We start from the raw sequence: 18,456 nt of genomic DNA, 5'->3' as shown, positions 1-18,456 counted from the left end.
CTTTGTTTTGAGAAGTTCGCGGAGCCCACTTCTCAAAACAAAGCATGCCTCCCCGGCCCTCGTCTGTAAACTCTTCCGCTGAGCGAGCGGGAGCTCGGACGTTTTTTCGGATGGACTTTCGATGCCCTTCGTTGTAGAGGCGGGCCGCGGGCAATCCGTTCCAATGTTTCCAAATGAATACGCTGTGAGCCGTGAGAGACGATTCTCCCCGCAAGCACTCTAGTATGCTAAAGTACCCAGAAGACCGGCGGAGCTATGCCGGTCTTCTGCTCTATATGAAACACAGCATGAGGAGGCTCACCAGATGACGGCCACACCGTGGGGGTTCCGGGACATATTGCCCGAGGAGGCTCAGGCGCGCGAGGAGATCGCATATACGGTGAAGGGCTGCTTCAGGGAGCATCATTACCTTCCGGTCGAAACGCCGCTGCTCGAGGACAAGGGTTCACTCGAGGAAGGCGGCCGCATCGCGGACACGCCGTTTAAGCTTTTTGACGATGATGGCCGTCTGCTGGTGGTCCGTCCCGACAACACATTGCCGATCGTGCGTCTGGTCTCGACCCGCATGCGCGCGGCCGACCTGCCCCTGCGCCTGCGCTATGAGGCGCCGGTGGTTCGCGAGTGCCAGCGCAATGCCGGTGGCTCGCGTCAGTTTACGCAGCTGGGCTTTGAGCTTATCGGTGCGGGCGATACCGCGGGCGATGTCGAGATTGTCTCGCTGGTGGCCGAGGCCGTGCGCGAGCTGGCGCTGCCCGATGCGCGCATTATCGCGGGCAGCGTGCGTCCGTTTAAGGAATTGCTCGCGGTATGCGAGGATCGCGAGCTGGCCGCCGAGGCCTTGCGCTGCGTGCACGCCAACGACTTTGTGGGCCTCGATGCCCGCGTGGCGGCAAGCGCCGAGTCCGATGCCGTCAAGGCCGCCATTAGCGAGCTGCCGCGCTTGCACGGCGGCGCCGAGGTACTCGACCGCGTGGACGCGCTGCTGGAGGCCGCCGGTATCGTCGCGCCGCTGACGCGCGAGCTGCGTGCCCTGGTCGAGGGCCTGGCACCCGAGGACGCCCAGGTGCTGTCGTTCGACTTCTCTATCATGAACTCTTTCGATTACTACACGGGCCTGGTCTTTAAGGCCTATGCCGGCGCCTTGCCCGATCCGGTCGGTTCGGGCGGACGCTATGACTCCATCTTTACCGGCGCATTTGGCGACGGTATCGAGGTGCCGGCGGCGGGCTTCGCCTTTTCGCTCGAGCGCCTGGAGGCCGCGCGCACCTCGGCCGAGGATGCCGCTTCCGATGGCGACCATGCCGCGGGCCGTGGCGCCGAGGGCCCGCTGCGCATCGCCGTGCCCAAGGGCTCGCTCAAGGCCGACACGCTCGACGTGCTCGAGGCCGCGGGTCTGGACGTCTCTGAGCTGCGTGATCCCGGCCGTCACCTGATCGTGCGCGGCCGCGACACGCGTGCCGGCGAGGGCGCGGTCGGCGATATCGAGTTTGTCATCGTGCGCCCCAGCGATGCGCCCGCCTTTGTGGGCTGCGGCGGTGCCGATTGCGGCATCTGCGGTTGGGACTCGCTCATCGAGGCCGACCTCAACCTGCTGCAGCTGGTCGATCTGGGCTACGGCCTGTGCACCTTTATCGAGGCGGAGCCCGCGTGGCGCGCCGGTCAGGCCGAGCGCAACTATGCCCGCCGCGGGTCGCTTCGCGTGGCAACCAAGTACCCGCGCATCGCGAGTGCCTGGTATGCTGAGCGCGGCGTGAACGCCGACATCGTCTCGCTGCACGGCAATATCGAGCTGGGGCCCATCGTCGGCATGACCGATCGCATCGTGGACATTACCGCCACGGGTGCCACCCTACGCGACAACGACTTGGTCATCACCGGCCGCATCATGGACTGCACGGCCCGCTTCTTTGTCAACCCGGGCGCCGCGCGCCTGGACCCGCGCGTTCGCAACCTGGCCGATCGCCTGGCGACTGCCGTGAAGGACAAGCATTTTGAGCCCGTCGCGGGCTCGGCACAATAGCGCGAGCGCGCACGGGCGCCCCAACGTACGGGCTGCGGGCCGATTGGCGCCGCCGCCCGGCCTCTCGTTTTTGGAACACAACCTCGACCGATAGGGGATACCGATATGAAGACCATCAAGCTTGCTCCCGGTGAGCGCCTCGTTACCAACCAGCTCAACCGCAAGGGTGTGCTGCCGCAAAACATCGTCGACGCCGCCCGCGATATCGTGGCCAACGTGCGCGCCAACGGCGATGCCGCGGTGCGCGATTACTGCCAGCGTTTTGACGGTGTCGAGCTGCAGAGCTTCCGTCTGCCGCAGGAGCAGATCGATGCCGCGCTCGAAGGCCTCGACCCTGCCTTTGTCGCCGCGCTCGAGAAGGCCGCGCGTCAGATTCGCGAGTTCCACCAGCGCGAGGTCGAGCAGAGCTGGTTTACCACGCGTGCGGATGGCACGATGCTCGGCGTCAAGGTGACCCCGCTCGCGGCGGCCGGCATCTACGTGCCGGGCGGTCGCGCGCAGTATCCCTCCACCGTGCTCATGAATGCCATTCCCGCCAAGGTCGCCGGCGTCAAGCGCGTGGTTATGGTGACCCCGCCGCAAAAGGACGGCCTTATCAGCCCCTACACGCTCGCCGCGGCAAAGCTCGGCGGCGTGGACGAAATCTATATGGTGGGCGGCGCCCAGGCCGTGGCCGCGCTGGCGTACGGCACCGAGACCATTCCGCGCGTCGACAAAATTACCGGCCCGGGCAACGCCTTTGTTGCCGCCGCCAAGCAGATTGTCTCGGGTGATGTGGGTATCGATATGGTCGCCGGTCCCTCCGAGGTCTGCGTGCTGGCCGACGCCACGGCCAAGCCCATGGTGGTCGCGGCCGACCTGATGGCCCAGGCCGAGCATGATCCGCTGGCGGCCTGCTATCTGGTGACCTGCGACGAGCAGTTTGCGCGTGAGGTTGAGGCAGGTATCGACATCCTGGTGGCACAGTCCCCGCGTGCCGAGATCACGCGTGCCTCGCTCGACAACGAAGGCACTATCGTGGTGGCCGCCGACATGGCGGCTGCCGTCGAGGCAGTGAACACCGTGGCGCCCGAGCACCTTGAGCTGCATTGCAAGGATGCGATGGGCCTGCTCGGCGGCATTCGCAACGCCGGCGCCATCTTTGTGGGCGCTTGGAGCTCCGAGCCGCTCGGCGATTACGTTGCCGGCCCCAATCACACGCTGCCGACCGGCGGCACGGCCATGTTCTCCAACCCGCTTTCGGTCGAAGAGTTCGTCAAGCGCTCGAGTGTCATTTGCTATACACCCGAGGGCCTGCTCTCCGATGCTCCCGCTACGCAGCGCCTGGCCGAGGCCGAGGGTCTGTGGGCACACGCGCTTTCGGCCGCACTGCGCCGCCGCGTGTTGGAGCAGGGCGAGGATGCCGTGAGCGCCGAGTCGCTCGCCGCGGCCGACCTGACCAAGGTTGCCTGGCCGGGCGACGCCGTGGCGACGGTTGCCGAGGGCGTGGACCTGGCGGCTGCAAGCGCGGATGGCGCCGGCGCGACTGGCAAGGAGGCCTAATATGGCCGAACTCACGCCGCGCATGAAGGAGCTCGTCCAGCCCTACTTGGCCGGCATTGAGCCCTACGATCCTAACTTTACGCCCACGCGCATCAACCTCTCGGCCAACGAGAACACCTATCCCGTGCCGGTCGGCGTGCGCGAGGCGGTTGATGCGGCCCTGGCTGCCACGCCGCTCAACCGCTATCCCGATCCCATGTCGAACGACCTGCGCGACGAGCTTGCCGCTTGGCATGGTGTGGCGCGCGAGAATGTCTGCGTGGGCAACGGCGGCGACGAGCTGCTCTATAACTACCTGTTGGCGTTTGGCGGCGCGGGACGGACCCTGCTCAACTGCCCGCCGTGCTTTAGCGAGTATGCGTTCTTTGCGTCGCTCTGCCAGACCGAGGTGCGCGACGTGTGGCGCGACCCCGCGACCTTTGAGCTCGACCAGGCCGCCGTGCTTGCGGCGGCACCCGAGTGTAACCTGGCAATCGTGACCTCGCCCAACAACCCCACGGGTGACGTGGCACCGCTCGACTTTGTCGCGGCGCTGTGCGATGCGTGCCCCGGCATGGTAATGGTTGACGAGGCCTACGTGGAGTTTGCCGACGATTCGTTTGGCGCGGCCACCACGGCGCAAGGCCTTATCGCCGAGCATCCCAACCTGGTGATTCTACATACGCTGTCCAAGGCGTTTGGCGCCGCCGGCACGCGTCTGGGCTATGTGATTGCGGCACCCGAGGTCGTCGACGTGCTCGCGGCGATTCGCCAGATCTATTCAGTTAACGTGCTGAGCCAGGCGGCAGCACTTGCCTGCGTGCGTGCCCGTGATGCCTACACGCCCGTGGTGGCACAGATCGCATCCGAGCGCGAGCGCGAGCTGTGCGCCCTGCGCGCAATGGCTGCCGATGGCATGCCCGTGGAGGCATGGCCGAGCGCGGCGAACTTTGTGCTCGTGCGCACGCCGCATGCCACGCGCGTGCGCGAGCGTCTGCGCGACGAGTATTCGATTTTGGTGCGCGACTTTAGCTACGCGCCGGGGCTTGCGGACTGTCTGCGCATCACTGTGGGTACGCCGCAGGAAAACGACGAGGTGCTGGCCGCGTTTGCCGCGCTGGTGAAGGAGGAGATGTAGATGGACCGCTATGCCGAGGTAACCCGCAAGACGGGCGAGACCGACATTGTCGTAAAGCTCGACCTGGACGGATCTGGCGTGTGCGATATCTCGACCGGCGTGCCGTTTTTCGACCACATACTCAACGCTTTTGGCCGCCATGGCCTGTTCGATCTGACGGTGCATGCGGTGGGCGACGTCGAGGTCGACGCGCACCACACCGTTGAGGACACGGGCATTGTGCTGGGCGAGGCGTTTTGCCAGGCGCTGGGCGACAAGGCGGGTATTACGCGCTTTGCCGACGCGGCGATCGCCATGGACGAGACACTCGTGATGGCCGCCGTGGATATCTCGGGTCGCGGGCAGGCCTATTGCGAGCTGCCCGTGCCGACTGAGCGCGTGGGCAGCTTTGATACCGAGCTGGCCGTCGAGTTCTTCTATGCCTTTGCGCGCGATGCCAAGCTCACGCTGCACGTGCGCGAGCTGGCGGGCGGCAATTCGCACCACATTATCGAGGCCGCCTTTAAGGCCGTGGGCCGCACGATGCGCCGCGCCTGCGAACTCGATCCCCGCGTGCAGGGTATCCCCAGCACCAAGGGCTCGCTGTAACCGTCACAAGGGTAAAACCACCACGAAGATGCCTGTCCTCTTTGTGGTGGTTTTGGATGATGAGAAGTGGAGGGGTCGCGTGGGCGAACCGAAGATCGTGGTGGTCGACTACCACAAGGGCAACTTGTCGAGCGTCGTGCGCGGGCTTGCGCGCGCCGGTGCTGCCGCCTGCACGTCGGACGATCCGGAGCAGATCCGCAACGCCGACGGCCTGGTCATCCCGGGCGTGGGTGCGTTCTATGACGCGATCGCCTTTATGCGTCAGAGCGGCGAGGAGGTGGCCGTGCTCGATGCCGTTGCCGCCGGAACTCCGCTGCTCGGCATCTGCCTGGGCCTTCAGCTGTTTTTTGAGCGCGGCAACGAGGGCGTGCCTGCGAACGAGGACGCGGACGCGGACGACGATGCCTCCGAGCAGGCCGGTGGTCCCTGGGTCGATGGCCTGGGCATCATGCGCGGTTCGTGCACGCGCTTGGAGTCGAGTCGCCTGAAGGTGCCGCACGTGGGCTGGGACCAGGTGCACATGACGTCCGCCGGCGCGGCCGATCCGTTGCTCGCCGGTTTTGCCGAGGGCGCCAACATGTACTTCACCCACAGCTACGCGGTGGCCGACGACGCCGATGCCGCTGATGTTTTGGCGCGCACGCACTACACGCGGAGCTTCCCGTGCATCGCGCGTCATGGCAACGTGTGGGGCTGTCAGTTCCATCCCGAGAAATCCTCTGCGCTTGGTCAGCGCATTCTTAAGAACTTCGTCAACATCGTCGAGGAGGTTGGCCGATGATCCTGTTTCCCGCAATCGATCTGATTGGCGGCAAGGTTGTGCGCCTGGAGCGCGGCGACCGCAGCCGCTGCAAGGTATATTCCGACGACCCCGTCGCCGTCGCCCGCTCGTTTGCCGAGCAGGGCGCGAACTGGGTGCATGTCGTCGACCTGTCCGCTGCTTTTGGCGAGGACGAGGACGCGTGCGCTGCCAACTCGGCGGCGATTAAGGTTATCTGCGGCGTCGACGGCCTGTCCGTGGACGTGGGCGGCGGTGTCCGCTCGCTCGCGCGCATCGACGAGCTGGCCGGCTACGGCGCGCGTCGCATCGCGCTAGGCACGGTGCTCGTGACCGAGCCGGGATTTGCCGAGGTGGCGGCGCAAGGCTTTGGCGAGTTACTGGTGGCAGACATTGCCGCCCGTGACGGCCAGGTCAAGGTGAATGGTTGGCGCGACGGCGCGGGTGTGGCGCTCGACGACGCCGTGGCGCAGCTCACCGAGCTGGGCTTTAAGCATCTGGTGTATACCGACATCGCGCGCGATGGCATGCAGACGGGCATCGACGTGGCGGCGTATCGCCATGTGGCCGAGGTCGCGGGCTTTCCCGTCGTGGCTTCGGGCGGCATCTCGACGCTCGACGATATCCGCGCACTGGCCGCGGTGGGCGAGGATGCCATCGAGGGTGCCATTACCGGTCGTGCGCTCTACGAGGGCAACTTTACGCTGGCCCAGGCGTTGGCCGCCGCCCGAGGGAAGGAGTAGCCCATGCTTGCCAAACGCGTGATTCCCTGTCTGGATGTTAAGGACGGCCGCGTGGTCAAGGGCGTCAACTTTGTGAGCCTGCGCGATGCTGGCGACCCGGTGGAGCTGGCGCGCGCCTACGACCGCGAGGGTGCAGACGAGGTCGTCTTCCTGGACATTACCGCGACGAGCGACAACCGCGCGACGACCATCGAGATGGCGGCGCACGCGGCCGAGGAGCTCGTTATTCCCTATACCGTGGGCGGCGGTTTCCGCGACTTGGCGGGCATGCGAACCATGGTTGCCGCCGGTGCCGACAAGGTGTCGCTTAACTCTGCCGCCGTGCGCGATCCGTCGTTGATCAGCCAGGCCGCCGCGGCGTTTGGCAGCCAGGCCGTGGTCGTGGCGATTGATGCCAAGCGCGTGGGCCTGCCCGGTCAGCCGGATGCCGACAAGTGGGAGGTCTTCACGGCGGGCGGTCGCAACGCCACGGGTATCGATGCGGTGGCGTGGGCCGAGGAGGCGGCTCGTCGCGGCGCCGGTGAGATCTTGCTCACCAGCATGGATCGCGACGGCACCAAGGCTGGCTTCGACCTGGCACTCACCCGCGCCGTGGCGCGCGCGGTGCCGATCCCGGTGATCGCAAGCGGCGGCGTGGGCACGCTCGAGCATTTTGCCGAGGGCGTGATCGAGGGCGAGGCCGATGCCGTGCTGGCGGCCAGCGTCTTTCACTTTGGAACTTTCAGCATTCGCCAGGTGAAGGAGTATATGGCCAGCCAAGGCATCCCTGTGAGGCTGGACTTCTAGTGCTGCGGCTTGCCCAGGCACCGCATCTTGCCGCTCAAACCGTCGCTCGCGTACCAAAGTACGCGTCGCTCCTCTTTCGCGGCAACCTGCGGCACCTGGACAACCCTCGCCGACCTGTGGGATTTCGTTTGTTACTTGGGAGAAATGATGACTGAGGTAATAAATGCTACCGAGCTTAAATACGACGCCCGCGGGCTGATTCCTTGCGTGGTTCAGCAGCATGACACCGGTGAGGTGCTTATGGTTGCTTGGATGAACGAGGAATCGGTGGGGCTGACGCTCAAGACCGGGACCACGTGGTTTTGGAGTCGCAGCCGTCAGGAGCTCTGGAACAAGGGCGCGACGAGTGGCAACATGCAGGAGGTCAAGGAGCTCTGGGCCGACTGCGATAGCGATACGCTGCTGGTCAAGGTGGACTCACCGGGCCCGGCCTGCCATACCGGCAACCGTACCTGCTTCTTTAAGCGCGTGGAAGGGGGAGTGCGATGAAAGTCGTGACGCCGTTCGAGGTCGCCGAATGCAACACCGAGCTCCTCCGTGCGGGCGTGCCATGCCGCGTGCACCTGACTGATGCCTGCGGGGCGCAGTCGCTTTGGCTCGAGGCCGAGAAGGAAAGGCTCGATGAGGCCCATGCCGTCATCGTCGAGTTCTTTGAGAAAAAGGGCGCAAAGCCTCGGTTCGATGAGGCCGGTACCTACTTTACGCTGCAGTAACGAGAGGAAATAACCATGGGAGTCAGAACAGCTAACGTGCAGCCGGGAAACATCGGTGAGACGCTGACGAGACTGGCCGAGGTGATTCACAGTCGTCGCGACGCATCGCCGCAGGAGAGCTATACCGCGCGTCTGCTGACCGACGTCGAGGACGAGCTTCTCAAGAAGCTTGCCGAGGAGGCGAGCGAGGTGATCATGGCCTGCAAGGATAACGACCACGATCACATCCGCTACGAGGCCGGCGACCTGATCTACCACCTGCTCGTGACGCTCGAGCGCTACGGCATCACCCTCGACGAACTGGCCGGCGAACTCAACGCCCGCCGCCACTAGTCATTGGGGACGTTCTTAAACGACTAGTTAGGCGAGGGGCGTGGATTCCCATTCGCCGGTGGGGTGGGGGATATCGAAGGCCCGGTAGCCGCAGTCGTAGGCGTGGGCCTGGGCCTCGCGGATGTTCCAGCAGATGTCGCAGGCGCGGTGCGCGTCCGAGCCAAAGGTGATGGGCACCTCGGCATGGGCGAAGCGGCGCAACAGCCCGGTCGCGGGGTAGTAATCGTCGAGCCCCTTGCGCGGTGCGGCGGTCGAGACCTCAACGCGGCGACCCGTATCGTGGGCGCATTCGGCCATCTGCTCCCAAAACGGCGCGGGGTCAAAGTCGGGTGCAAAGCCGTCCTTCGAAAAGCGCATGACCAGGTCGGGATGGGCCATCGCGTCAAAGTTGAGTGAGCTTTCGCAAGCACGGCACCAGTCGTCGACGTAGCACTCCCACACGCCGCGCACGCCTAAGTTTTCCCAAACATGCAAGTTGGTATCGTCGTCGATCCAACCGCAAAGGGAATCGGGTGTATCGGGGCGCGCGATGTCCTCTGTCCCTGCCGTGCCCGCGGCGCCTGCCGCAATATCGCCCGGGTTGCCAATCCAGTGCACGCTGCCCAGACGTACGACGGCGCCCTGGGACCAGTGCTCTACCAAGGGCTCGCAGCCCTCGTACCAATCGCATTCAAAACCGTAGATAAAGGTGAGCTCCGGCGCAATCTGCGCGGCGAGTTTGCGGGCGTCCTCAAAGGCCAAACGATGTGCCGGCAAGTCGCCCTCGACGACCTGCACCTCGCAGTTAGCATCCATACTGGCGGGCAGGGTAAGGTGGTCGGTCGAGACCATGACGCGGCAGCCGGCGGCAGCAGCGGCACGGACGTTGTCCTCGAACGAGGCGTGCCCGTCCGAGAACGAGGTATGAGTATGGCAATCGACCAGCGGGCAGGCGGGCATGGCGACTCCTTTGCATTTGGTGAATCCGCTCCATTGTAATGGTGCAGCTCTCAACACGCCGCGCACGCCGGGTGCCGAAATCGAGTGGAAAGGCGGGGCGGCGCGTGCCGGCGCCGGCGACTACTTGCTTCGTGCCGCCGCGCGTTTGGCCTGCACTGTTACCATCGCGTGTCTCACGGCGGTGATGGGGCGATAGCGGATCATACGCGGTCCCGACCAACGCATAACCTCGCGGATCTTCTCGCGCATGGCAGGCCGGTAACAATGCGAAGGACATGCCGAGCAAAATGTCTTGGTGCCCATGTGCGGGCAGTGCTCAATGCGCGCGATGGCGTATTTCTGCAGCTCGGCGCATTCGGGGCAGAGCGTAATGGTTCGAAGGCCGAGTTTCACGCGCACGGACTCATCGCCGCCAGCCTGTTCGACCACATGCCCGCCGCCATGATGCCCACGACACCACAGCGCAATCATCTGCGACACCATTTGGGCCTCACGCTCACGTTTGCGTGCTAGCTCCGGTGTGTCGACTGGGCGCGCCATTAGCTCAGCCTCCCGTGCTCGACCGAAAGCGAGAAATCGGCAAACGCGCAGGTGCTGGCACGGTGGCTCACGAGCACAATGGTCTTGCCGCGGCGCTTGAGCTCGTCGATTGCCTGCATCACGGACGCCTCGTTGAGAGCATCGAGCGCGCTGGTGGGTTCGTCGAGCAAGATGAAGGGTGCGTCGTTGAGGAAGATGCGCGCAAGGCCGATGCGCTGGCGCTCGCCGCCCGAAAGCGAGTCGCCCAGCTCGGCAACGGGCGTGTCGAGTCCCTGCGGCAGACGGTCGATGAGCGTGGTGAGTGAGGCGGAGCGGCAAGCGTCGAGCAGCTCGGCATCGGTGGCGTTGGCGTGCGCGACCAGCAGGTTCTCGCGTACGGTGCCGCAGAACAGATGCGTGTCCTGGGTCATATAGGCCTCGTGGCTGCGCAGGCTCGCCGTGTTGATGTGGCGGGCATCGACGCCGCTCACCGTGATGGTGCCGGCTGCGGGGTCCCAAAAGCGCATGAGCAGCTTAAGCAGCGTCGACTTGCCCGAACCCGAGCGCCCCATGATGCAGGTCATGGTACCGGGCGCAAAGGTGCAGGTCACGTCGTCGAGGATGAGACTCGCAGCGGTGTCGTTCGCGACCTGCTCTGTGGCGCCCGCACCGCCCGCGTCCACGCCGCCCACATAGCTAAAGCTCACATGCTCGGCTGCGGCGCCGGCAAACTCAACGTTCTGTCCATCGGCGACCTCGGCGCACTGGGGCTGCTCGTCGAGCAAATCGAGCACGCGTGCGCCCGAGGCGAGCGTCTCCTGCAGTGAGGCGCCCAGGCGGCTCACGGCCATCACCGAGCCAAACGACGACACAAAGGTAAAGACGGCGACAAACGCTGCGGCAAAGTCAATCGTTCCCGCAGCCACCAGCTGCAGCGCACGCCCGAGCATCACCAGATTAGCCACAAGAATAAGCGCATCGGCTACGGCCTCGCTGACCGCCTGGCGGCGCTTGAGGCGCGCGTCCACGGCGCCGACTTGCTCGGTCAGCTTGCCCAGGGCACGGCTGCGATCGGTGCCACCGGCAAACTGGATGGTCTCGCCCGCGCCGCGCAGACTGTCGAGTACAAAGGCGCCCAGCTTACCGGCGCCCTCGCGGCTCTGGCGGCCGGTGGTGCCGCATGCCTTGGCCGAGGTCAGGGGCAGCAGCACGCCCAGGACCGCGTAGGCCACGAGCGCGATGCCCGCGAGCTCGGGGCTCACAGCCAGCAAAAAGCCCTCAAACACAACGGTGCAGACCAGAGCTATGGCAATGGGCGAGATGGTGTGCGCGTAGAAGACCTCGAGCAGCTCGATATCCGAGGTGACCAGGCTCACGAGCTCGCCCTTGCCGCGGCCCTCGAGCTTGGCGGGGGCGAGCTGGCGCAGGGCGCCAAACACCAGGTCGCGAATGTGTGCGAGCAGACGGAATGCGATGTAATGGTTGCAGAGCTGCTCGCCGTAGTGGAGCGGCCCGCGCGCGATGCCGCAGGCGGCACAGGCCGCGCATGTGACGATAAGACCAAGCCCCAAGGCGTTGCGGCCCAGCGCGGCCATAAGGCCAAGGGCGCCAAAGGCCGGCACGAACGCGGCGGTGAGCATGCCAATGCTGCCCAGCGCGACGGCTAGCACAAGCCAGCCGGCAAGCGGTCGGACGAGCCCCATCATGCGCCACATGATGGACGGCGCCGAGCGACGGGCGCGGCCGGAGTCAGGCACCGCGGCAGCGGAAGACGAGCCGGCACCGTTGAGGCCATCGGTACGGGCGGTGCTGCCGTCAACAGCCTCAACCGCGCCGGCATCCTCGGCATCACCCTCCGCATACGCATATGCCGAGAGCTGCTCCTGGCTGTTCCACATGCGCGCATAGGCGCCCGCGGTTGCCAAGAGCTCGCCGTGAGTCCCGCGCTCGGCAATGCGACCGCGTTCCAGCACCAGAATCTGGTCGGCGTCCACGATCGTCGACAGGCGGTGTGCCACCACAATTACAGTGTGCTCGCCGGCAAGCGATGCGATGACCTCGCCGATCGCGGCTTCGCTCGCAGCGTCCACATTGCTCGTAGCCTCGTCAAACACATAGATCGGCGAGTCGTGCAGCAGGGCGCGTGCCATGCACACGCGCTGGCGCTGGCCACCCGAAAGGTTGGTGCCGCCCTCGTTAATCACCATGTCGAGCCCGCCGTTGGCCTGCACAAAGGCCGCCACGCGCGTGCGGCCGAGCGCGCGCAAAAGCTCGGCGTCGGTGGCGTTGGGCTGGGCGAGCAGCAGGTTGTCGCGCAGGGTGCCGGCAAACAGGTAGCCGTTGGTGGGCACCAGGGTGACGGCACGCATGAGTGAGGCGGCCGTGGCATCGCGCAGCTCGACGCCGCCAATGCGAACGCTGCCACGGTAGGCACCCTTGCGGCCCGCGATAATCCCCGCGAGCGTGGACTTGCCGCCGCCGCTTTCGCCCACGAGTGCCACGAGCGAGCCGTGCGCAATGGTCGCGCTGGCGCTGTCCAGCACCGTGCGGTCGCCGTATGCATAGCTCACGCCCGCGAGCTCGATATCGCCGCGACCGTCAAGCTCAACATCGCCGCGCTCGGGCTCGGGCGTATCCAAAATGCCAAACATGCGGCGCGAGGCGGCCATGCCGTTCATGGCCGTGTGGAACAGCGATCCCAGGCGGCGCATGGGCAAAAAGAACTCCTGCGACAGAAAGACGACTAGAAAGGCCGCCTCAAAGCCAATTTTGCCCGTGGCGAGCTGCAGCGTGGCTACGATAATGCCGAGCGCGGCGCCCATATAGACGACCAGGTCCATAACGCAAATGGAGCGCAGCTGCATCACCAGCAGGCGCATGGTCGCTGTGCGGAAACGCTCGGACTCGGCGTTGATGCGCTTGTGCCAGTCGCGGTCGGCCTGATACACCTTAAGAGTGGTAAGACCCTGAACGGCCTCCAGGAACATGCCGCCCAGATCGACGTAGCTGCCCCAATACTCGGAACCGATCTTTTTTGCGTTGCGCATGACCATCATGATGGAGATGGGGATGACCGGGACGCATACGAGCAGCAGCGCGGCGGGAAGTCCCGCTTGGCCTACGAGCAGCACGAACAGCGTGATGGGTGCCAGGCCGGCAAAAAAGAGCTGCGGCAGATAGCCGCCAAAGTATACCTGGAGTTGCGTGGCGCCCTCCACGCTGGTTTGCACGGCCTCGGCGGTGGGGACGGTTTCGGTATAGGACGGGCCGAGCGCGGTGAGCTTGTCGTAGACGAGCGAACGCACGCGGCGGACGGCTTTGAAGGCGGCCTTGTCACCGGAACGCTGCGCCAGATAGATGGCGGCGGCGCGCACGATGATGGCGCCGGCGAGCGGCAAGGCCGCCTGTGCGAGGGCATCGACGGCGAGCGCGGCGGAAAGACCGTCCGTGACGATGCCGCCCAAGATGCGCGCAAGCACCCACATCACCGTGATGTTTGCCATGAGCGCGATCCATTTAAACAGGACGCTCGCCACAATGTAGGGCGTTGCCTGCGGAACCAGGGAGAAGAGCCGCTTCTCGAACATGAAACCTCCGATGCCGTAACGGTGTCGGGCGGGGTCCTCGGCAGCCGATTAGTTAGCCAAATGCAACTAGAGTAACATCGTGCAGCAGGTAAGTATGCCGAGGGTAATTTTTTAGCCGATGAACTGCGTAGAAAGTCCAAAATTGTTGAGTGCAGCGAACTTTATGGCGGACGGAGTGCAGGCGCAATTCTGATCGTGTGCGGCCCCGCTCCAAAACGTGTACGTCAGCCTCCGAAAGCTGCAAAAAATGACATGTTTGGAGGCTGATGTACATGTTTGGATAGGGGCGAGGGCGGCGACGGACGAAAGTCACGCCTGTGCCACGTCCGATGTGCTAGCGTTTGGGTGAACAAAACGAGCCCGTGCGGAAAGGATCCGGACCGTATGCAACGTGGAAGTACATCTCCGCTGTCCCGCGAGACCGATGCGCCCGAAACCATCGTCAAGCTGGAGTGCGACATCGACGATGCATCGCCCGAGGTACTCGCCTATGCCGCCGACCGCCTGCGCGAGGCAGGTGCGCGCGAGGTGCACTGGCTGCCTCTCTACTGCAAAAAAGGTCGCCCCGGCTGGCAGCTGCAGGTGATCTGCTCGCACGAGGATATCGAGCGCCTACAGACGATTATCTTTTTGGAGACCACGACCAACGCCGTTCGTCGCCAGGTGATGGAACGCGTCTGCCTGCCGCGTCGTTTTGAGCAGGTAGCGACGCCTTGGGGCGAGGTGTCCGTTAAGGTGGCGACCCTGCCAGACGGCAGCGAGCGCGCGGCTCCCGAGTACGAGGATTGCGCCCGTCTTGCCCGCGAACATGGCGTGCCACTCCAACGCGTGATGCAGGCGGCTCAGAGCGCGGCGCTACGATTCGAGTAGCACGGTAGATGGGCTCCACATCCGCCGGACCCCGTATTCAGCCCCCATCAACCCCACCCGAAAGGACTCCCCATGAAATACCTCATCGCCTCCGACATCCACGGCTCGGCATACTGGACCGAGCGCCTGGTCGCCGCCATCGAATCCGAGCAGCCCGACCGCATCGTGCTGCTGGGTGACCTGCTCTACCACGGCCCGCGCAACGACCTGCCGCGCGACTACGCCCCCAAGCGTGTGATTCCGCTGCTCAACGCCCTGGCCGACCGCATCATCGCGGTGCGCGGCAACTGCGACGCCGAGGTCGACCAGATGGTCCTCGACTTTCCCGTCATGGCCAACTACGCCACGCTGTTCGACGAGACCGGTCGCGAGCTGTTCCTGACGCACGGCCACGTCTTTGGCGCCGGCATGCACAACAGCGTCGACCACGCGCCCGCGCTGCCCGAGGGCTCCGTGCTCGTCTACGGCCACACGCACATCAAGGTTAACGAGGCAAGCGCCGCGCACCCGGGCCTGTGGCTCTTCAACCCCGGCAGCGTGAGCATTCCCAAGGACGGTGCGCACAGCTACGGCATCTACGAGGGCGGCGCGTTCCGTCACGTGATCCTGGAGGAGGAATAGCCATGGCCGAGCATATGGCTCAGCAAAATGCCGAGGGTTCGCGCGACCTGTCCACGCTGGTCGACGCGTCGGCCGAGCTGCAGCATCTGGTGCAGACCATCTGGCGCCTGCGTCAGCCCGATGGCTGCCCGTGGGACCGCGAGCAGACGCATCAGAGCATTGGCAAGAACATGATCGAGGAAGCCTACGAGGCGCTCGATTGCATTGAGGCGGACGACGTGGCACATCTGCGCGAGGAGCTGGGCGATGTGCTCATGCAGGTGGTGCTGCATGCGCAGATTGCGGCGGATGCCGGTGAGTTTACGCTTGCCGATGTGGCGCGCGATATCGACGCCAAGCTCATCCGTCGTCACCCGCACGTGTTTGGCGATGCGGATGCCGAGAGCTCCGACGAGGTGCTCAAGATTTGGGACGAGGTCAAGCTTGCCGAGAAGGCCGCCAAAGACCAGGCCGTGGCGGCAGGCGAGACTGCGCCCGAGGGTCTGCTCGACGGCGTGCCCACGCACCTGCCGGCGCTGATGCAGGCTCAGAAGGTGTCGCGCAAGGCGGCTGCCGTGGGCTTTGAGTGGGAGACGGTCCAGGACGTGTGGGACGAGGTCGCTGAGGAGCGTGCCGAGTTTGAGGCCGAGGCTCCCGGCTCGCCCGAGCGCGAGATGGAGTTTGGCGACCTGCTCTTTGCCCTGGTCAACGTTGCGCGCAAGGAGGGAATCGACGCCGAGAGCGCCCTGCGTGCCAGCACGGCAAAGTTCCGCCGCCGCTGGGCCGCGATGGAGCAGATGGCGGCCGACGCCCACGTGGATCTGGCCGAGCTTTCGACCCACGGCCTCAATGACCTCTGGGATGCCGCAAAGGCAGAGGAGTAAGACTGCGGGGGCGACGGGACGGACTTTCTCATCGCCCCCATTATTTTTCAAAAAGATTGTATCCCTTGGCTAACTTAGGGCATAATGCAAAAAGTGCGATAAGGCTAACTTACAGAGGCGCACCGACGGTGCGCGGTCAGCCGGTCGCTTGCATCCACTACGTTTCCAAGTGAGAGGGAGACAACATGAGCGATATTTTGGACGTCTACGGTCGCGAGGTGCTCGACAGCCGCGGCAATCCCACCGTCGAGGTCGAGGTCGTGCTCGAGGACGGCAGCTTTGGCCGCGCAATGGTGCCTTCGGGTGCTTCGACCGGCGCCTTTGAGGCCTGCGAGCTGCGCGATGGCGACAAGGGCCGCTACCTGGGCAAGGGCGTTTCGCAGGCCGTCGAGCACGTCAACAACGAGTGCGCTAACGCCGTCGTGGGCCTCGATGCTTTCGACCAGCGCGCCGTCGATGCCGCGCTGGTCGCCGCGGACGGTACCCCCAACAAGACCAAGCTCGGTGCCAACGCCATTCTGGGCGTGTCGCTGGCCGTTGCCCGCGCCGCTGCCGAGTCGGCGGGTCTTTCGCTGTACCAGTATCTGGGTGGCGTCAACGCCCACCTGCTGCCCACACCTATGATGAACATTCTCAACGGCGGCGTGCATGCCGACAATAACGTCGACTTCCAGGAGTTCATGATCATGCCGGTGGGCGCCCCGAGCTTTGCCGAGGGCCTGCGTTGGTGCGCCGAGGTCTACCACACCCTCAAGGGCGTGCTGCACGAGGCCGGCCTGGGCGGCGGCGTGGGCGACGAGGGCGGCTTTGCGCCCAACCTTAAGACCAATGCCGAGCCGTTCGAGTACATTACCAAGGCCGTCGAGAAGGCTGGCTTTAAGCCCGGCGTCGACTTCATGTACGCCATGGACCCGGCCTCGACCGAGTTCTACAACGCCGAGACCGGCATGTACGAGCTCAAGGGCGAGGGCGTGGAGTACACGAGTGCCCAGATGGTTGATTACTGGGAGAAGCTCGTCGACACCTATCCCATCATCTCCATCGAGGACGGCATGGCCGAGGAGGACTGGGACGGCTGGGTTGAGCTCACCCGTCGCATTGGCAACAAGGTGCAGCTGGTGGGCGACGACCTGTTCGTCACCAACACCGAGCGCCTTAAGAAGGGCATCGAGCTGGGTGCCGCCAACGCGATCCTGGTCAAGGTCAACCAGATCGGCACGCTCACCGAGTCGCTCGAGGCCATCGAGACCGCCAAGGAGGCCGGCTATGCTTGCATCGTGAGCCACCGCTCCGGCGAGACTGAGGACTCCACGATTGCCGACCTGGTCGTGGGCGTCAACGCCGGCCAGATCAAGTCGGGCGCCCCGTGCCGCAGCGACCGTATCGCCAAGTACAACCAGCTCATCCGCATCGAGGACGAGCTCGAGGGCAGCGCGCGCTACGCCGGCAAGGCCGCGTTCTACAACATTCGCTAAACGGGCGAATTTGGCGAGGGAGAGGCTGATTCGGTTCCGCCCCGCCTTGGCTGGACGCCGCAAAGCGCTGGGGGCGCTGGGCCATATGGCTCAGCGCCTTTTTTATGTCGAGCAAAGGCCGCCGAAGGCGTTGCGTGTGCTCGTGCTATAACTAGAATACTTAGCGCAAACAAACCTCAACTGCACAAGGCGCACATGGATCAGATTTACGACAACAGGTACTATTCCGCCGGTTCGCGTGAGCCGTCGCCTCGCCGTGCCCGCACGGTGCAGCTCGGTGGGTCCGCCTACGTCGGTGCCGACCGCTCCGCGCAGCGCCCGACAAGTACCTCGCGCCCCAATGCTCAATCGAATACTTCGGCAGATGGACCGGTGCGCCCGGCACGTTCGTCGCATGCATCGCGTCCCTCGACTCAGGCACACGACAAATCGAGCAGGCCCTCGAACCGTTTTTCGAGCTCGGACTTTATGCGCTACGCCAACGACAATGCGGTGGTCAAGGCAATCTATGACTTTACGCATGGCTCTCTGCGTCCGCTGTTTATCGGTATCGTGGTGACTCTGGCGCTCGTGAGCCTGTATTTCCCCGTGCGCGACCTGTACGTTGCAAAACGCTCGAACGACATCTTGGCCAAGCAGGTCGAGATTCGCGAGCAATACAGAGACGAGATGAAAAAAGACACTGACAAGTGGCTCTCGGAAGAGGGCATTAAGGATCGGGCACGGGAACTGGGCATGGTGATGCCCGGCGAAAAGAGGATTGAAGTACAGGGTCTGGACGAGGATTCGGATTCGTCGTCGAGCAAAAAGTCCTCAAACGCCAAGAAGGCCAGCGAAGTGGCCAAAGAGATCGAAGAGGTCGGCAAGGACGCACCGTGGTACATCAAGACGCTCGATATGCTGTTTGGATTTAACGGCGTCGAGGGCCAGGCGGTCGCGTCCAGCGGCGAGTAGGCGAGTAG

At 64.6% G+C, this 18,456-nt stretch carries 18 protein-coding genes; 15 read left to right on the top strand and 3 right to left on the bottom strand.

Annotated features, from left to right (window positions below; all coding sequences use genetic code 11):
- Positions 1 to 304: 304 nt before the first annotated feature.
- The 10 genes from hisG (at position 305) to hisE (ending at position 8,620) form a co-directional block, all read left to right on the top strand.
- On the top strand, positions 305 to 2,020 hold the full coding sequence (gene hisG, locus CHY22_RS09235) for an ATP phosphoribosyltransferase (RefSeq protein WP_089573598.1): 1,716 nt from the start codon (positions 305 to 307) through the stop codon (positions 2,018 to 2,020).
- A 105-nt stretch (positions 2,021 to 2,125) separates the two neighbouring features.
- Positions 2,126 to 3,562: a histidinol dehydrogenase gene (hisD, locus tag CHY22_RS09230; protein WP_089573597.1), complete on the top strand. Its 1,437-nt coding sequence runs from the start codon at positions 2,126 to 2,128 to the stop codon at positions 3,560 to 3,562.
- 1 nt (position 3,563) lies between these two features.
- On the top strand, positions 3,564 to 4,679 hold the full coding sequence (gene hisC / locus CHY22_RS09225; protein ID WP_168170440.1) for a histidinol-phosphate transaminase: 1,116 nt from the start codon (positions 3,564 to 3,566) through the stop codon (positions 4,677 to 4,679).
- Positions 4,680 to 5,267 carry an imidazoleglycerol-phosphate dehydratase HisB gene (hisB, locus tag CHY22_RS09220; protein ID WP_089573595.1) on the top strand — a complete coding sequence of 196 codons (588 nt, stop codon included), beginning with the start codon at positions 4,680 to 4,682 and terminating at the stop codon, positions 5,265 to 5,267.
- Positions 5,268 to 5,346: 79 nt separating this feature from the next.
- Entirely contained in the window at positions 5,347 to 6,048 is a 702-nt protein-coding gene (locus CHY22_RS09215) for an imidazole glycerol phosphate synthase subunit HisH (protein ID WP_233502856.1), read from the top strand.
- Positions 6,045 to 6,788 carry a HisA/HisF-related TIM barrel protein gene (locus CHY22_RS09210; protein WP_089573593.1) on the top strand — a complete coding sequence of 248 codons (744 nt, stop codon included), beginning with the start codon at positions 6,045 to 6,047 and terminating at the stop codon, positions 6,786 to 6,788. The genes CHY22_RS09215 and CHY22_RS09210 overlap by 4 nt, the downstream gene beginning before the upstream one ends.
- 3 nt (positions 6,789 to 6,791) lie before the next feature.
- Positions 6,792 to 7,574, top strand: coding sequence for an imidazole glycerol phosphate synthase subunit HisF (gene hisF / locus CHY22_RS09205; RefSeq protein ID WP_089573592.1), 783 nt, complete (start codon positions 6,792 to 6,794; stop codon positions 7,572 to 7,574).
- 147 nt (positions 7,575 to 7,721) lie between these two features.
- Positions 7,722 to 8,063 carry a phosphoribosyl-AMP cyclohydrolase gene (gene hisI, locus CHY22_RS09200; RefSeq protein ID WP_089573591.1) on the top strand — a complete coding sequence of 114 codons (342 nt, stop codon included), beginning with the start codon at positions 7,722 to 7,724 and terminating at the stop codon, positions 8,061 to 8,063.
- On the top strand, positions 8,060 to 8,287 hold the full coding sequence (locus tag CHY22_RS09195) for a hypothetical protein (RefSeq protein WP_089573590.1): 228 nt from the start codon (positions 8,060 to 8,062) through the stop codon (positions 8,285 to 8,287). The genes hisI and CHY22_RS09195 overlap by 4 nt, the downstream gene beginning before the upstream one ends.
- Positions 8,288 to 8,302: 15 nt before the next feature.
- A complete protein-coding gene (hisE, locus tag CHY22_RS09190; protein WP_089573589.1) occupies positions 8,303 to 8,620 on the top strand; it encodes a phosphoribosyl-ATP diphosphatase in 318 nt (105 codons plus the stop codon).
- A 27-nt stretch (positions 8,621 to 8,647) separates the two neighbouring features.
- On the opposite strand, the gene CHY22_RS09185 is transcribed toward hisE, so the two are convergent.
- From CHY22_RS09185 to CHY22_RS09175, 3 genes are all read right to left on the bottom strand, one after another.
- Entirely contained in the window at positions 8,648 to 9,559 is a 912-nt protein-coding gene (locus CHY22_RS09185; RefSeq protein WP_089573588.1) for a PHP domain-containing protein, read from the bottom strand.
- A gap of 120 nt (positions 9,560 to 9,679) precedes the next feature.
- On the bottom strand, positions 9,680 to 10,099 hold the full coding sequence (locus CHY22_RS09180) for a nitrous oxide-stimulated promoter family protein (RefSeq protein WP_089573587.1): 420 nt from the start codon (positions 10,097 to 10,099) through the stop codon (positions 9,680 to 9,682).
- A complete protein-coding gene (locus CHY22_RS09175; protein WP_089573586.1) occupies positions 10,099 to 13,665 on the bottom strand; it encodes an ATP-binding cassette domain-containing protein in 3,567 nt (1,188 codons plus the stop codon). Before CHY22_RS09175 ends, CHY22_RS09180 begins: the two co-directional genes overlap by 1 nt.
- Positions 13,666 to 14,049: 384 nt before the next feature.
- Between CHY22_RS09175 and larC the strand changes: the two genes are divergently transcribed.
- The 5 genes from larC (at position 14,050) to CHY22_RS10230 (ending at position 18,448) form a co-directional block, all read left to right on the top strand.
- On the top strand, positions 14,050 to 14,535 hold the full coding sequence (larC, locus tag CHY22_RS09170) for a nickel insertion protein (RefSeq protein WP_089573585.1): 486 nt from the start codon (positions 14,050 to 14,052) through the stop codon (positions 14,533 to 14,535).
- Between the two features lie 72 nt (positions 14,536 to 14,607).
- A complete protein-coding gene (gene yfcE, locus CHY22_RS09165) occupies positions 14,608 to 15,156 on the top strand; it encodes a phosphodiesterase (RefSeq protein ID WP_089573584.1) in 549 nt (182 codons plus the stop codon).
- A gap of 2 nt (positions 15,157 to 15,158) precedes the next feature.
- A complete protein-coding gene (gene mazG, locus CHY22_RS09160; RefSeq protein WP_089573583.1) occupies positions 15,159 to 16,019 on the top strand; it encodes a nucleoside triphosphate pyrophosphohydrolase in 861 nt (286 codons plus the stop codon).
- Between the two features lie 185 nt (positions 16,020 to 16,204).
- A complete protein-coding gene (eno, locus tag CHY22_RS09155) occupies positions 16,205 to 17,494 on the top strand; it encodes a phosphopyruvate hydratase (protein ID WP_089573582.1) in 1,290 nt (429 codons plus the stop codon).
- Between the two features lie 195 nt (positions 17,495 to 17,689).
- Complete coding sequence (locus CHY22_RS10230; protein ID WP_233502857.1) at positions 17,690 to 18,448, top strand: hypothetical protein; 759 nt, start codon at positions 17,690 to 17,692, stop codon at positions 18,446 to 18,448.
- Positions 18,449 to 18,456 lie beyond the last annotated feature (8 nt).

This window comes from Collinsella sp. TF06-26, from assembly GCF_002232035.1.
In the GTDB taxonomy this organism is placed as follows: domain Bacteria; phylum Actinomycetota; class Coriobacteriia; order Coriobacteriales; family Coriobacteriaceae; genus Collinsella.
Note: the sequence above shows the minus strand (reverse complement) of the source record. Positions and strands in the feature narration are given on the sequence as shown.

Bases quoted from the DNA above. Each gene is read 5' to 3' on its own strand.
- hisG (WP_089573598.1), top strand. From the start codon at position 305: ATGACGGCCACACCGTGGGGGTTCCGGGACATATTGCCCGAGGAGGCT.
- hisD (WP_089573597.1), top strand. From the start codon at position 2,126: ATGAAGACCATCAAGCTTGCTCCCGGTGAGCGCCTCGTTACCAACCAG.
- hisC (WP_168170440.1), top strand. From the start codon at position 3,564: ATGGCCGAACTCACGCCGCGCATGAAGGAGCTCGTCCAGCCCTACTTG.
- hisB (WP_089573595.1), top strand. From the start codon at position 4,680: ATGGACCGCTATGCCGAGGTAACCCGCAAGACGGGCGAGACCGACATT.
- CHY22_RS09210 (WP_089573593.1), top strand. From the start codon at position 6,045: ATGATCCTGTTTCCCGCAATCGATCTGATTGGCGGCAAGGTTGTGCGC.
- hisF (WP_089573592.1), top strand. From the start codon at position 6,792: ATGCTTGCCAAACGCGTGATTCCCTGTCTGGATGTTAAGGACGGCCGC.
- hisI (WP_089573591.1), top strand. From the start codon at position 7,722: ATGACTGAGGTAATAAATGCTACCGAGCTTAAATACGACGCCCGCGGG.
- CHY22_RS09195 (WP_089573590.1), top strand. From the start codon at position 8,060: ATGAAAGTCGTGACGCCGTTCGAGGTCGCCGAATGCAACACCGAGCTC.
- hisE (WP_089573589.1), top strand. From the start codon at position 8,303: ATGGGAGTCAGAACAGCTAACGTGCAGCCGGGAAACATCGGTGAGACG.
- CHY22_RS09185 (WP_089573588.1), bottom strand. From the start codon at position 9,559: ATGCCCGCCTGCCCGCTGGTCGATTGCCATACTCATACCTCGTTCTCG.
- CHY22_RS09180 (WP_089573587.1), bottom strand. From the start codon at position 10,099: ATGGCGCGCCCAGTCGACACACCGGAGCTAGCACGCAAACGTGAGCGT.
- CHY22_RS09175 (WP_089573586.1), bottom strand. From the start codon at position 13,665: ATGTTCGAGAAGCGGCTCTTCTCCCTGGTTCCGCAGGCAACGCCCTAC.
- larC (WP_089573585.1), top strand. From the start codon at position 14,050: ATGCAACGTGGAAGTACATCTCCGCTGTCCCGCGAGACCGATGCGCCC.
- yfcE (WP_089573584.1), top strand. From the start codon at position 14,608: ATGAAATACCTCATCGCCTCCGACATCCACGGCTCGGCATACTGGACC.
- mazG (WP_089573583.1), top strand. From the start codon at position 15,159: ATGGCCGAGCATATGGCTCAGCAAAATGCCGAGGGTTCGCGCGACCTG.
- eno (WP_089573582.1), top strand. From the start codon at position 16,205: ATGAGCGATATTTTGGACGTCTACGGTCGCGAGGTGCTCGACAGCCGC.
- CHY22_RS10230 (WP_233502857.1), top strand. From the start codon at position 17,690: ATGGATCAGATTTACGACAACAGGTACTATTCCGCCGGTTCGCGTGAG.